Source organism: Nonomuraea sp. NPDC048882, from assembly GCF_040649755.1.
GTDB lineage: Bacteria > Actinomycetota > Actinomycetes > Streptosporangiales > Streptosporangiaceae > Nonomuraea > Nonomuraea maheshkhaliensis.
The window spans coordinates 620,247-633,053 of the sequence record NZ_JBEZGB010000006.1; the positions used below are offsets into that span (position 1 = coordinate 620,247).

Below are 12,807 nucleotides of genomic sequence, written 5' to 3' on the forward strand. Positions count from 1 at the left end.
AGGGCCACGAGAGATCAGGGGAGTCCATGGACACGCGTGCCATCGTGGAGCCGAGTCCCGCGATTCTCGACCCGGCGGCCCGGGTGGCGAGCGTCGACATCGTCATCCCCGTGCTCAACGAGGAACGGGCCCTGCCCGGCTGCGTCCGTACGCTGACCCGCTACCTCGACGGCGGCTTCCCGCTGCCGTGGCGCGTGACGATCGTGGACAACGGCAGCACCGACGCCACCTGGCCGCTGGCCAGGGCCCTGGCGGGTGAGCTGGAGAACGTGCACGCGCGCCGCCTGGACGTCAGGGGCCGGGGCGCGGCGCTGCGGGCGGCCTGGCAGGACAGCCCGGCCGACGTCGTGGCGTACATGGACGTGGATCTGTCCACCGGGCTCGGCGCCCTGTTCCCGCTCGTCGCCTCGGTGGCCAGCGGGCACTCCGAGCTCGCCGTCGGCACCCGGCTGGCGCACGGCGCGCGCATCCGCCGCTCACTGCGCCGCGAGGTGGTGTCGCGGGGCTACAACGCGCTGCTCAAGTACGGCTTCGGGGTGCGTTTCAGCGACGCTCAGTGCGGTTTCAAGGCGGTCAGGGCCGACGTGGCCAGGCCGCTGATGGGCAAGATCGAGGACGACTCCTGGTTCTTCGACACCGAGCTGCTCCTGCTGGCCGAGCACAACGGGCTGCGGGTGCACGAGGTGCCGGTGGACTGGATCGAGGACGCCGACTCCCGCGTCCACGTGGTCAGGACGGCCGTGGACGACCTCAAGGGCCTGGCCAGGGTGGCCTGGTCGATGGCGCTGGGGCGGGCGGAGGTCGAGGTGGCCAGGCCGGAGCCCGAGCCCGCGCATCCCGACGCGGTGACGCCCGCGCCGCGGGCGGCGACGATGGCGGCGGTGGCGAAATTCACGTCGTTCGCCGCCATCGGCACTTTCTCCGTCATTCTCTATGCGCTGGCCTATCTGCTCCTGCGCGAATCCTGGTCACCCGCGTCGGCGAATCTCTGCGCGCTCGTCCTGGCCGGAATCGTCAACGTCGAAGCCAATCGCCGGTGGACGTTCGGGCCGCGCGCCGCGCCCCGGTTCAGCGCGCTGGCGTTCTTCTCCACGGCCACATACGGCCTGTTCACGCTGCTCCGCCTCTCCCGTACAAGGAAATGACGCATGGAAACCTCTGAGATCCGCCGGCTGATCGCGCTGGAGGACGGCCACTGGTGGTATCGGGAGCGCCGGGCCGTGCTGCGCCGCGAACTGCGCAGAATGGCCAGGCTCGGCCGGCCGGGGCGGGCGCTGGACATCGGCGCCGCCGGCGGCGGGAACACCAGAGTGCTGGTGGAGGCGGGCTGGGACGCGACGGCGACGGACAGTTGTGAGGCGGCGGTGGAGACGGCCAGGCGGCGCGGGCTCAAGGCGGTCCTGGCGGACGCGCGAGCACTGCCGTTCGAGTCCAGGAGCGTGGACCTGGTGACCGCGTTCGACGTGCTGGAGCACATCCACGAGGACGACCTGGCCGCCGCCGAGATCGCCCGGGTGCTGGCGCCGGGCGGGCACGCGCTGATCGCGGTGCCGTGCGACATGGCGCTGTGGTCGGCCCACGACGACGCCGTCGGCCACGTGCGCCGCTACGGCCGCGACTCGCTCACGGTCGTCGTCGAGGGGGCGGGGCTGACCGTCGATCGCGTCTGGAGCTGGAACGTGCTCCTGCGCCCGCTCGTGGCCCGGCACCGCCGCCGCTCGACCGGCAGCGACCTGGGCCGGATGCCGCTGATCGTCAACGCCGGCCTGTCGGTGATCATCCGCGCCGAGCGCTATCTGCCGGTCAAGTCGCTCAAGGGCGTCTCGCTCTTCCTGCGGGCGCGGCGGGGCCGCTGAACCTGCCGGAGTCGATGGGGCCAGAACGAGACATCCGGCGTAACTTCGGCGGGTTCTGTTGGCTTTAGGCTATCTGCTGTGGTGATTCATGCCCTCCTCGCGGCTTCCTTAGCCCTGACCTCCGTGCCCGCTCAGGCCCCCGTCGACTGCGGCCGGGTCAAGTGCCTGGCCCTGACCTTCGACGACGGGCCGGGGGCCCACACCCCCGCCCTGCTCAAGACGTTGTCAGCGGCGAATGCCAAGGCCACGTTCTTCCTGGTCGGCAAGCGGGTGGAGGAGCGGCCGAAGGTCGCGCGGCAGATCGTCGCGCGGGGGCACGCGATCGGCAACCACACCTACGCCCACTTCTCGCTGCCGGCCCACTCCGACAACGAGATCCTGGAAGCGATCAAGGTCAACCAGGAAGTGATCCAGAAGGCCACGGGGGTGCGGCCGAAGATGTTCCGGCCGCCGTTCGGTCACACCGACGAGCGCGTGCTCTGGGCGGCGTCTCAGACCGAGCTGGCGGAGATCCTCTGGACGGGCACCACGCTCGACTGGCGCCTGCGTGACGCCAAGAAGATCAAGGCGGCCGTGCTCAAGCTGGCCAAGCGCGACGGCGTGATCCTCATGCACGACACCGTCCCGCAGACGGTGAAGGCCATGCCGCAGATCCTCAAGGAGCTGAAGAAGCGCGGCTACCACCTCGTCACGGTGCCCACGCTGCTGCGCGGCAAGGGCCCGACGCCAGGAGAGACCTACTTCTAACACCTCTCCCCCAGCTCAGGATGGGAACCATGGGGAGTGACACCCGGCGCCGGCCGTGGACCGCGATGGCGACCTTCCTGGTCGTCCAGGCGGTGCTCGGATGCTGGTGGGCGGCGCTCTACCCCGGCCTGTTCAGCCGCGACTCTGTCCTCTATCTCAGCCACACCCTGGTCGGGCCATGGGTGAGCGATCACTCGGTGCTCTACGACGGGCTGGTGTGGCTGAGCTTCACCGGCACCGGTGACCTCGGGGCCGTGACGTTCGCGCAGACGACGGCCATGGCGGGGGCGCTGACGTACCTGGCCAGGTCACTCGTGCGTTTGGGCGCGCCGCGCGTGGCGACGACCGCCGTCGCCATGCTCATGCCGCTGGCGCCGCCGGTGGGCGCGTTCACGGTGACGTTGTGGAAGGACGTGCCGTTCACGATCTGCGCCGTGCTGATCGCGGGCGCGTGCGCGCGCGTCGCCGCCAGACGGGCCGTCACAGTGCCCGCGCTCGTCTGGCTCTCGACGCTGTTCGTGCTGCTCGGGCTCTTCCGCGCGAACGGCTTCCTCGTCGTGGCGGTGGCCGTGCCGGTGATGGTGCTCATCGTGCGCACCATGCGGGTGCGGCTGCTGCTGGCCGGCGCCTTCGCCGCCGCGATCCCGCTGCTGCTGAACAACCTCGTCTTCCCGCAGTACGGGATCGTGCCGCCGTCGCGGACGTACGTCTACCACACCGCCTTCGGTGACATCGCGGTCGCGTACCGGGAGAATCCGGAATGGTTCACCCCCGCCGACATCTCCCTGCTCACGTCCGTGGCGCCGCTGGAACGTTGGTGGGAGGGCGGCGCCTGCGCCACCATCAACCCGCTGATCTGGCGCAAGGACTTCAGCTGGTGGCAGGCCGGCATGCACGCCACCGAACTGCTGGAGCTGTGGCGGCGGCTGCTGGTCACCGAGCCCGCCACAGTGGTGCGGACCCGGCTGTGCCGCGGCGCCATCGCCTGGCGGCCGGTGCAGGACGAGCTGACGACCGGCGGGATGACGTACCGGCTGTCGCGGCGGCCGAACGCCGACACCTACGTCGGGCCGCACGAGGTGACCGACTTCCCCGAGCGGTGGGTGTTCTCGCTGCGGCCGCTGTCGATGGAGCTGAACCGGGTGGCCGAGCCCTGGCTGGACCGTGCGCTGGTTCCCGAGTGGGACTGGGTGCTGTGGCGGGGGGCGTCGTGGGCGTACCTGTCGTACCTGGCGGCGGCGCTGGCGGCGTGGGCGCTGCGCAGCCGGTACGTCCTCATGGTGGTGGCGGGCGTGGCCGCGCAGCAGGTCGTGGTGCTGGCCAACATCTCGGCGCAGGACTTCAGGTACATGGCCGCGCCGATCCTGGTCGGGGTGCTGCTCGTACCGCTGCTGGCGGGAAGCGTGGTGCGGCTGCTGGTCCGGCTGGTGACCTGGCCGTTCAGGCGCAGCCGGCGGAGACGGTCTATGACGCGGCCGCACATCGCCCCTCCGCTGGACGCGGAGCGGGTGGGGTCGGTGCCGGCGTCCGGGCCCGAGGCGGAGCGGGTCCAGGCGGCGCATCAGCCGGGCGCGGAGGTCTAGCGGCGGCCGTCGTCGCCTATGGAGGGGGCGCGGCCGGGGAGGCGGACGACGGTGACGAAGAAGTCGTCGATCTGGCGGATCACGGCCATGAAGCGGTCGAGGTCGACGGGCTTGCTCACGTACGCGTTCGCGAACAGCTCGTAGCTGCGCAGGATGTCCTCCTCGGCCGAGGAGGTCGTCAGGACGACGACGGGGATCGAGCGCAGCGCGGGATCGCCCTTGATCTGCTCCAGCACCTGGCGGCCGTCGTACTTCGGCAGGTTCAGGTCGAGCAGGATGAGGTCGGGGCGGGGCGCACCCTCGTGCGCGCCTCTCCGGTAGACGAAGTCGAGCGCCTCCAGGCCGTCCCTGACGACGTGCAGGTTGTTGCGGATCTTGTTGTCCTCGAACGCCTCGCGGGTGATGAGCTCGTCGCCCGGATCGTCCTCGACGAGCAGCACTTCGATGGGTTTCCCATTCGTCATCAGCCGGTTCCCTCACTCTCGGCGGGCACTTCGGCGGGGGTTTCGGCCGGCATCTCGGCAGGGACTTCGGCTGGTATCTCGGCTGGTATCTCGGCTGGTATCTCGGCTGGCACCTCGGCTGGCAGGGTGAAGCGCAGGCAGGCGCCGCCGGTGTAGCCGGTGTCCAGCCAGATCCGGCCGCCGTGGTTCTCCACGATCTTCTTGCACATCGCCAGGCCGATGCCGGTGCCGGTGTAGGTGTCGCGGCTGTGCAAGCGCTGGAAGATGATGAAGATCTTGTCGGCGAACTCCGGCTCGACGCCGATGCCGTTGTCGGCCACCGAGAACTTCCAGCCCTCCTCGCCCGCCGGCGCGCAGCCGATCCTGATCACGGGCGCGCGGCCGGGGTCGCGGAACTTGATGGCGTTGCTGATCAGGTTCTGCCAGAGCAGGCGCAGCATCGTGGGGTCGCCGACGACGCTGGGCAGCTTGCTGAGGCGTTCGAAGCGGGCGCCCGACTCCTCGATGGGCGCCGACAGGTCGTCGATGACCTTGTCCAGGGCCTCATCCAGCTCCACCGGCTCGCGGTCGTCGTACATCCTGCCCACGCGCGAGAAGCTCAGCAGGTCGTTGATGAGCACCTGCATCCGGGTGGCCCCGTCGACCGCGAAGCGGATGTATTGGGTGCCGCGCTCGTCCAGCACCGAGCCGTAGCGTTTCTCCAGCAGCTGGCAGAAGGTGGCGACCTTGCGCAGCGGCTCCTGGAGGTCGTGCGAGGCCACGTACGCGAACTGCTCCAGCTCGGCGTTGGAGCGGCGCAGTTCCCCCGCCTGCGCGTCGAGGTCGGCGGCCTGATCGCGCAATTGCACCTGCTGCCGGTGCGATTCCGCCAGCGCGCGGACGATCTGCATCCGCATCAGGTCCACGTCCTCGGCGACCTCGCGGATGTCGGCGGCGCCCCGCGCGGGGATCGCGTGCTCGAAGTCGCCGGCCGCGATCTGGCGGCTGGCCTGGCGCAGGTCGGTGAGCGGGACGCCGACCGCCCGGCGCAGCAGGACGCCCATGGCGATGGCCGCCAGCGGGAAGACCACGAGGATGGCCATGAAGGCCCAGTTGCGGATCTGCTCGGCCCGGACCAGGTCGGCCTGGGACTGCTCGCGGGCCAGCGCCAGCCGGGAGTTCTGCCGTTCGAGCAGCACCCTGATCTCGTCGAAGACCCGCTTGCTCTCCTCCACCCTGGCGGCGGCGACCGCGCCGTCGGCGCGTCGGCCCTCCGTCATGGGCTCGGCGTACTCGCTGCGCCAGACGGCGGCGCGGTCGCGGACGGCGTTGAGCTGGGCGAGCAGGTCCGGCCGGTCGGCGAGGAGCGTGGCGACCTGCTCGTAGCTGAGCCGCTCGGCGGCCACCCCTTCGCCGTACGGCTCCAGGAACTCCTGACGGCCGGTCAGCAGGAAGCCCCTGACGCCGGTCTCCTGGTCGATGAGGGCCTTCTGCATCTTGGCCGCCTCGATGGCGGCCGGGGAGATCTTGCCGGTGAGCTGGTCGGAGAGGCGGCTGGTGCGGTCGAGCATCAGGCCGCCGATCACCGCGCAGACGACGATGAGGAAGGTGATGATCGAGATCACCAGCACGAACCAGCCGTGCACGGTGAGCCGCCGCCAGAGGGAGTCCCGCGCCGCGCCCGCGCCGCCCGTGCCACCGCCTCCTGTGCCCGCGCCGCCGCCGCTCGCGCCACCCGTGCCCGCGCCGTCCGCGCCCGCGGTCGCGCGCGAGTCCGGGGGTGTCGTCACGTCGCTCATGGCGTGTCTTTCCAGCGCAGGTGCACCACCGCAAGGTCGTCGGCGGACGCCTCGGGGGCGGTGACCGACTCGACGTCGGCCAGCAGCGCGTCGAGGAAGCCTTCGCCGTCGAGGTGCGAGTGGCGGGCGGCGAGGTCGAGCAGGCCCTCCTCGCCCAGCCACGTGGGCGGCTCGCCGGGCAGGCGGCGCTCGAAGAGCCCGTCGGTGTAGAGGGTGAGCCCACCGCCCTTGGGCAGCTCAAGGATGTCCTGGTGCCAGTCGACCTCGACCGGCAGGCCCAGCGCCGGGCTCTGCCCCGGGTCGGCCAGCGAGACGGTGTCGTCCTCGTGGAGCAGCATGCCGGGGTGGCCGGCCCGCCAGATCCGGACCGTACGCTGGTCGGGGTCGAGCACGAGCGTGGTCATCGTGACGAAGATCTCCGACCCCGGCCGTTCGGCCTCCAGGATGCGTTCGAGCCTGCGCAGCAGGGCCGCGCCCGTCACGCCGCTGAGCACGAGCGCCCGCCAGGCGATGCGCAGGCAGACGCCCACCGCCGCCTCGTCGGGGCCGTGGCCGCACACGTCGCCGATCACCGCGTGCACGGACTTGTCGTCGGACTCGACGACGTCGAAGAAGTCGCCGCCGAGCGTGGCCGCGCCCCTGCTCGGACGGTAGCGGGAGGCCACCTCGATCGGCATGCTCTGCAGCAGCGGCCTGGGCAGCAGGCCGCGTTCGAGGCGTTCGTTCTCCTTGGCGCGCATGCGCTCGGCGTGCAGGGCCACCGCGGCCTGCTCGGCCTGCTTGCGCTGCATCGCGTAGCGCAGCGTCCGGCCCAGCCACTCGGCCTCGACCCGGCCCTTGACCAGGTAGTCCTGGGCCCCGGCGGTCACCGCCGCCAGCCCGGCCTGCTCCTCGGCCATGCCCGTGAGCACCACCACGGCCGCGTCGCCGGCCTTCTCCATGACGGCCGACAGCGCGGAGAACTCGTGGGAGTCGGGCAGCCCGAGGTCGAGCAGCACGCACTGGGGGCGCAGCCGGACCAGCGCCCTGCGGGCCTCGTCCACCGAACGGGCCCACTCCAGGCGCACCTTCAGTCCGCTGTCCTCAAGCAGCTCCTCGACGATGAACGCATCCTGCGGATCGTCCTCGACGAGCAGCACCAGCGGCTGCCTGCCGTCTTCGCTCGCATGGGCCATGCGGGCCTGTCACCCCCTCCGGACCGCGCGCTCAAGCACCCCGATCCGTCACGATCCGTCGAGACCTCGGGCGTCCCGGTCGCCAATCACGGTCCGCATTGGCCCAGGGGTAGCCCCACTTCCCAGTGATCTCCCTTGTATTCATGCCACCCGAAGCGAGCATCCGCCCCCGGCCGTGTCTCACTTCAGGAACGCGGTCACTCCCACTCGATGGTGCCCGGCGGCTTGCTGGTCACGTCGAGCACCACCCGGTTGACCTCGCGCACCTCGTTGGTGATCCGGGTGGAGATCCGCGACAGCACGTCGTAGGGAACCCGCGCCCAGTCGGCGGTCATGGCGTCCTCGGACGTGACCGGCCGCAGCACCACCGGATGCCCGTACGTACGGCCGTCGCCCTGAACCCCCACGGACCGGACGTCGGCCAGCAGCACCACCGGGCACTGCCAGATCGACCGGTCGAGGCCGGCCCTGGACAGCTCTTCGCGGGCGATGGCGTCGGCCTCGCGCAGCAGGGCCAGCCGGTCGCGGGTGACCTCGCCGATGATGCGGATGCCGAGGCCGGGACCGGGGAACGGCTGACGCCAGACCATGGCCGACGGCAGGCCGAGCTCTTCGCCGGCCCTCCTGACCTCGTCCTTGAACAGCGCCCGCAGCGGCTCGACCAGGGTGAACTGGAGGTCCTCAGGCAGGCCGCCGACGTTGTGGTGTGACTTGATGTTGGCGGTGCCGGTGCCGCCGCCCGACTCGACCACGTCGGGGTAGAGGGTGCCCTGGACCAGGAAGTCGACCGGGCCGTCGGCCATGATGGCGCGCTGCTCGTCCTCGAAGACGCGGATGAACTCGCGGCCGATGATCTTGCGCTTCTCCTCCGGGTCGGAGACGCCCTCCAGGGCCTTCAGGAAGCGCTCTGAGGCGTCGACGACGCGCAGCTTGACGCCCGTGGCGGCGACGAAGTCGCGCTCGACCTGCTCGGCCTCGCCCTTGCGCAGCAGGCCGTGGTCGACGAAGACGCAGGTCAGCCGGTCGCCGATGGCGCGCTGGACGATCGCGGCGGCCACCGCGGAGTCGACCCCGCCGGACAGCGCGCAGATCGCGCGGCCGTCGCCGACCTGGCGGCGCACGGCCTCGACGGAGTCTTCGACGATGTTGAGCATCGTCCACGACGGGCGGCAGCCGGCCGCCTCCAGGAAGTGTTTGAGCACCGCCTGCCCGTGCTCGGTGTGCAGCACCTCCGGATGGAACTGCACGCCGTAGAGGCCGCGCTCGACGCTCTCGAAGGCGGCGACCGGGGTCTGCCCGGTCGAGGCGGTCACCGCGAAGCCCTCGGGCGCGGCGGCCACGCTGTCGCCGTGGGACATCCAGACCGTCTGGCTCGCGGGCAGGCCTGCGAAGATGACGCCCTCGTCGAGCACCTGCATCGGGGTGCCGCCGTATTCGGCCACGCCGGTGCGGGCGACCTCGCCGCCCAGTGCCTGGGCCATGGCCTGGAAGCCGTAGCAGATGCCGAACGTGGGCACGCCCGTGGCGAACAGCCCGTGCGGCACCGGCGGCGCGCCCTCGGCGTAGACCGACGAAGGACCACCGGACAGGATGATGGCCTTCGGCTTCTTGGCCATCATCTCCTCGACCGTCATGGTCGAGGGCACGATCTCCGAGTAGACGTGGCACTCGCGCACCCGCCTGGCGATGAGCTGCGCGTATTGAGCGCCGAAGTCGACCACCAGCACTGTGTCGAATTCAGACACCGTGAGAACCCCCCAAAGGCGAAATGCGGTGACCACAGTGTATCGGCCCCGCGTCTTGCACCTGGCCTGGCTCGGGATACACCTGGTCTGACTCGGGCCGACGTGCTAACACAGAACAATGGATCTTGTCTGGCCGGCGGCGGCATGGGCGCTGTGGGTGGCCACGCTGGCCGCCGCCCTCAAGGTGTCCGCCCGGGGCGAGGACCGGCGGCGGGAGGCTGTGCGGGAGCCGGTGCCCGCCCCCGTGGCCGAGCTCTTACGCGGGATGCGGCCCCAGGACGTGTTCCATTCGGCCCTGTACGAGCTCGCCGGGCGCGGCTGGGCGACGATCGAGGGCGATCGGCTGAGCGTCGAGGGGCCCTTGGACGAGCCGCTGCGCCCGTACGAGAGGTGGGCGGTCGAACGGGTGCGTGCCCGGCTGGCGGGCGCGACCGAGGCCCCCGTGATCGACCTGATCCCGGAAGGGCCCGATCTGGAGGGCCACTTCCTGCCCCTCGTCCGGCGCAGCGCGATCGATCTGGGCCTGGCGCGGCGGCGCTGGCCGAGCGTGATCGTGCCGCTGCTGCTGGCGGCGGCGCTGGTCGTCCCCTGGTACGCCACCATCGCGGCGGCCGGCCTGTCCTGGCCTGGAATGATCGCGACGATGGTGTCCCTGGTGGCGGGGATCGGGCTGCTCATGGGCGGCCGGGGGTTCCTGCTGACCGAACGCGGGCGGGAGGCCGCCAAGGCGGGCTCGGCCGGCCACCGGCAGGAGTGGATCTTCACTGGAAGCGGATGGCGGGGCGGTCAGATCGAGCCCGCCGAGCTGCTGCCTCCCGTGCAGGGGCGACAGGAGGTCACCGGGTACGTGGTCAAGCGGTGGGTGGACGCCGACGATCACTACATCGCCCTGCACGACGGCAGCTCGCCGAAGGCCACGGCGTTCCACGTGGAACAGGGGCTCTATGAGGACGTGCTGCCGGGCGACTCCGTCCGGCTGCTGGTCAAGGCGCGGAAGGGAACCGTCGTACGGGTGCTGGCCCACGACCGCCACCGGTGAGGCCGAGGTCACGCGCGGCCGGGCGGGCTGGGTCGCGGGCGAGCTGTGCGAGCGGGCGGCCGGGGCTCACCTGAGGTCGGGGAGGTTGCCGGTGAGCAGGGCCTCGGTCTGCAGGCGCAGGCGGGCGGCGTACTTCTGGTCCGTCAGCAGCAGGAACCGTTCCTCACGAATGCCCGTCACGACCAGGTCGGCCACCTCGGCCGGGTCCAGGCCCCGGCCGGCCGCCCGGCCGATCCGCTCGCGTGACTCCAGCTCGTCCGGCGTCGGCGTGGTGACCAGGCCGGGCGGCCGGCTCCTGTCGGACTCGCCGATGCGCGTGTCCACCGCTCCCGGGCAGAGCGCGCTCACCCGCAGCCTGGATCCGGTGGCGGAAAGGTCCTGGGCGAGCGCCAGGGAGGCGGCCAGGGCGGCGAACTTGCTCACCGAGTAACCGCCCGACCCCGGCGCGACGAACAGCCCGGCCACCGAGACGGTGTTGACGATGTGGCCCTCGGTGTCCTGCTCGATCATGCGCGGCACGAACGCGTGGATGCCGTGCAGCACGCCCCACAGGTTCACGCCGAGCAGCCAGTCGAGGTCCTTCTCCTCGCGCGTCCACAGGTGGCCGCCCTGAAAGACGCCGGCGTTGTTGCACAGTACGTGCACCGCACCTAACTCCCCGAAACACCGGTCGGCCAGGTGCCGGACGGCCCAGGAGTCGGACACGTCGGTGATCTGCGTGAGCACTCCACCGCGCCCGGCCGTACCCGGACGAACCTCGACGTCCGCCGCCATCGCGGCCGTCTCCGCGAGGCCGCCGTGGTCCACGTCGGCGAGCATCAGCGTCATACCCTCGGCCGCGAACCGCAGGGCCAGCGCCCGCCCGATGCCGCTGGCCGCACCCGTCACCACCGCGACCTTGCCGGAGAGCTCGCGCACGGACAGACCTCCTCGTGCCGGACGGCGCTACCCCGATCAGTTCGAGTGACACTACCGGATATGTCCGTAGTGCTCCGGCCTTCAGGCCGGGGGTGAGGCGGACTCTTTCGCATAGCGGGGCAGGAACAGCTGTTTCGCTGCCAGGCGGACCGGCGTTGCCGTGGTCAGACCGGGCGGTTTTGCTGCTCGATGTACTGGCGCACGGTCGACAGCGGGGCGCCTCCCACGCTCCCCCGCGAAGTATGAGCCGGACCACAGCTTGTTGGTTCGGTAGTAGTGGGCGGCCAGGTCGGGGAACTCTTGGCGCATCCGCCGGGACGCCGCCCCCTTCAGTGAGTTGACCAGCTTGGACAGAGCGGCCTTGGGCGGGAAGTTGACCAGCAGGTGGACGTGGTTGTCTGCGCCGTTGAACTCGGTCAGTTCGGTTTCGAAGTCCGCGCACACGTCCCGCATGATCTCTTCCATGCGGGTCAGGTGGGTGTCGGTGAACACCTGGTGCCGGAGTTTGGTCACGAAAACCAAGTGAGCGATTGGTCAAGCGGCAGCGCGGGCATAAAGCCCGTCTGGAGCTGACCTGCGAGCAGTCCGCGATCCTGCAGGAGCAGGCGTCCGCCGCGATCACCCTGTGGAACTGCCTGCACGCCTATTGGACGCATTTTCCCGGCAGAAGGCCGACTCTGGCGCAGGCCGATCAGGCGATCCGCCAGGCCCGCACGGATGTTCCGTTCCTGGCGGCCTTGCCCGCCCAGGCCGTGCTGAAAACGTATCGGCAGGCGTGGGAGAACTTCTTCAACCCCGGCCACCCTGCCAAGCGGCCGACCTTCAAGTCCAAGAAGAGGCGGCCTCGGCTGGCGGTCGACGTGCCGCAGGTGCGCACCATGCGGATCGTGCGCCTGTCGGCCAGGTGGGGGCAGCTCAGCCTCCCGATGGTGGGCCGGGTCCGGTTCCGGTGGACCAAACCCCTGCCCGGCGTCGGAAAGAACTCCCCTGCGGGGAAGGTGACCGGAGCCCGCCTGGTCAAGGACGCGTTCGGGTGGAGCATCGTGTTCCGCACCGAGACACTGGTCCAGCCCGCTGCCCCGCACCAGGGCGAGCAGGTCGGGATCGACCGGGGCGTCACGGTCGCGCTGGCCCTGTCCGACGGGACCATGCGCGAGCACGGCCCCTGGCTCACCGGCCGCGAGACCGGACACCTGCGCCGCCTGGAGAAGAAGTCGGCCCGTCAGCGCGCGGCCCGGCCCAGCAAGACCCGCCCCTCGGGACGCGAACAGCGCACCTACCACCAGATCGCCCGGCTCCGCGCGAAAGCCAAGCGCAGAGCCGTCTACTGGCAGCACCAGACCACCACCGGACTCGCCGGCACGTTCGCTGTGATCAAGGTGGAGGAACTCGCCATCCTCAACATGGTCACATCCGCCAAGGGCACGATCGAGGCCCCGGGCAGGAACGTCGCCCAGAAGGCGGGCCTGAACCGGTCGATCAGCGGCCAGGCGTGGGGCCGG

At 70.9% G+C, this 12,807-nt stretch carries 11 protein-coding genes and 1 pseudogene; 6 read left to right on the forward strand and 6 right to left on the reverse strand.

Features of this window, described 5'->3' with window-relative positions; translation table 11 throughout:
* The first annotated feature begins 26 nt into the window (after positions 1-26).
* The 4 genes from AB0C27_RS24690 (at position 27) to AB0C27_RS24705 (ending at position 4,186) form a co-directional block, all read left to right on the forward strand.
* Positions 27-1,145, forward strand: coding sequence for a glycosyltransferase (locus tag AB0C27_RS24690; protein ID WP_357847841.1), 1,119 nt, complete (start codon positions 27-29; stop codon positions 1,143-1,145).
* Between the two features lie 3 nt (positions 1,146-1,148).
* The gene (locus AB0C27_RS24695; RefSeq protein WP_346110123.1) at positions 1,149-1,856 is read left to right on the forward strand and encodes a class I SAM-dependent methyltransferase; all 708 of its coding nucleotides are present in this window, start codon (positions 1,149-1,151) and stop codon (positions 1,854-1,856) included.
* Positions 1,857-1,934: 78 nt separating this feature from the next.
* The gene (locus AB0C27_RS24700) at positions 1,935-2,603 is read left to right on the forward strand and encodes a polysaccharide deacetylase family protein (protein WP_357847843.1); all 669 of its coding nucleotides are present in this window, start codon (positions 1,935-1,937) and stop codon (positions 2,601-2,603) included.
* 29 nt (positions 2,604-2,632) lie between these two features.
* Positions 2,633-4,186, forward strand: a complete 1,554-nt coding sequence (locus tag AB0C27_RS24705; protein ID WP_357847845.1) for a hypothetical protein — start codon at positions 2,633-2,635, stop codon at positions 4,184-4,186.
* On the opposite strand, the gene AB0C27_RS24710 is transcribed toward AB0C27_RS24705, so the two are convergent.
* The 4 genes from AB0C27_RS24710 to guaA form a co-directional block, all read right to left on the reverse strand.
* Complete coding sequence (locus tag AB0C27_RS24710; RefSeq protein WP_357847847.1) at positions 4,183-4,650, reverse strand: response regulator; 468 nt, start codon at positions 4,648-4,650, stop codon at positions 4,183-4,185. The genes AB0C27_RS24705 and AB0C27_RS24710 overlap by 4 nt on opposite strands.
* Complete coding sequence (locus tag AB0C27_RS24715; RefSeq protein ID WP_357847849.1) at positions 4,650-6,428, reverse strand: CHASE3 domain-containing protein; 1,779 nt, start codon at positions 6,426-6,428, stop codon at positions 4,650-4,652. Before AB0C27_RS24715 ends, AB0C27_RS24710 begins: the two co-directional genes overlap by 1 nt.
* Positions 6,425-7,603 carry a SpoIIE family protein phosphatase gene (locus AB0C27_RS24720; RefSeq protein WP_357847851.1) on the reverse strand — a complete coding sequence of 393 codons (1,179 nt, stop codon included), beginning with the start codon at positions 7,601-7,603 and terminating at the stop codon, positions 6,425-6,427. The genes AB0C27_RS24715 and AB0C27_RS24720 overlap by 4 nt, the downstream gene beginning before the upstream one ends.
* Positions 7,604-7,800: 197 nt before the next feature.
* The gene (gene guaA, locus AB0C27_RS24725) at positions 7,801-9,348 is read right to left on the reverse strand and encodes a glutamine-hydrolyzing GMP synthase (RefSeq protein WP_357847853.1); all 1,548 of its coding nucleotides are present in this window, start codon (positions 9,346-9,348) and stop codon (positions 7,801-7,803) included.
* A gap of 118 nt (positions 9,349-9,466) precedes the next feature.
* On the opposite strand from guaA, the gene AB0C27_RS24730 reads away from it, so the two are divergent.
* Positions 9,467-10,387 carry a hypothetical protein gene (locus tag AB0C27_RS24730; protein ID WP_357847855.1) on the forward strand — a complete coding sequence of 307 codons (921 nt, stop codon included), beginning with the start codon at positions 9,467-9,469 and terminating at the stop codon, positions 10,385-10,387.
* A 66-nt stretch (positions 10,388-10,453) separates the two neighbouring features.
* On the opposite strand, the gene AB0C27_RS24735 is transcribed toward AB0C27_RS24730, so the two are convergent.
* Together AB0C27_RS24735 and tnpA are read right to left on the reverse strand one after the other, a co-directional pair.
* Positions 10,454-11,305 (reverse strand): SDR family NAD(P)-dependent oxidoreductase, encoded by an 852-nt coding sequence (locus AB0C27_RS24735; RefSeq protein WP_357847857.1) that lies wholly within the window; start codon positions 11,303-11,305, stop codon positions 10,454-10,456.
* A gap of 164 nt (positions 11,306-11,469) precedes the next feature.
* Positions 11,470-11,836: pseudogene (tnpA, locus tag AB0C27_RS24740) on the reverse strand (IS200/IS605 family transposase).
* Between tnpA and AB0C27_RS24745 the strand changes: the two are divergent.
* The coding region (locus AB0C27_RS24745; protein ID WP_357847859.1) for a transposase at positions 11,836-12,807 on the forward strand (972 nt) is incomplete at its 3' end. The pseudogene tnpA and the gene AB0C27_RS24745 sit on opposite strands and share 1 nt — an antisense overlap.

Excerpts from the sequence above, each read along its gene's own strand:
- AB0C27_RS24690 (WP_357847841.1), top strand. The coding sequence starts at position 27 with ATGGACACGCGTGCCATCGTGGAGCCGAGTCCCGCGATTCTCGACCCG.
- AB0C27_RS24695 (WP_346110123.1), top strand. The coding sequence starts at position 1,149 with ATGGAAACCTCTGAGATCCGCCGGCTGATCGCGCTGGAGGACGGCCAC.
- AB0C27_RS24705 (WP_357847845.1), top strand. The coding sequence starts at position 2,633 with ATGGGGAGTGACACCCGGCGCCGGCCGTGGACCGCGATGGCGACCTTC.
- AB0C27_RS24710 (WP_357847847.1), bottom strand. The coding sequence starts at position 4,650 with ATGACGAATGGGAAACCCATCGAAGTGCTGCTCGTCGAGGACGATCCG.
- AB0C27_RS24715 (WP_357847849.1), bottom strand. The coding sequence starts at position 6,428 with ATGAGCGACGTGACGACACCCCCGGACTCGCGCGCGACCGCGGGCGCG.
- AB0C27_RS24720 (WP_357847851.1), bottom strand. The coding sequence starts at position 7,603 with ATGGCCCATGCGAGCGAAGACGGCAGGCAGCCGCTGGTGCTGCTCGTC.
- AB0C27_RS24730 (WP_357847855.1), top strand. The coding sequence starts at position 9,467 with ATGGATCTTGTCTGGCCGGCGGCGGCATGGGCGCTGTGGGTGGCCACG.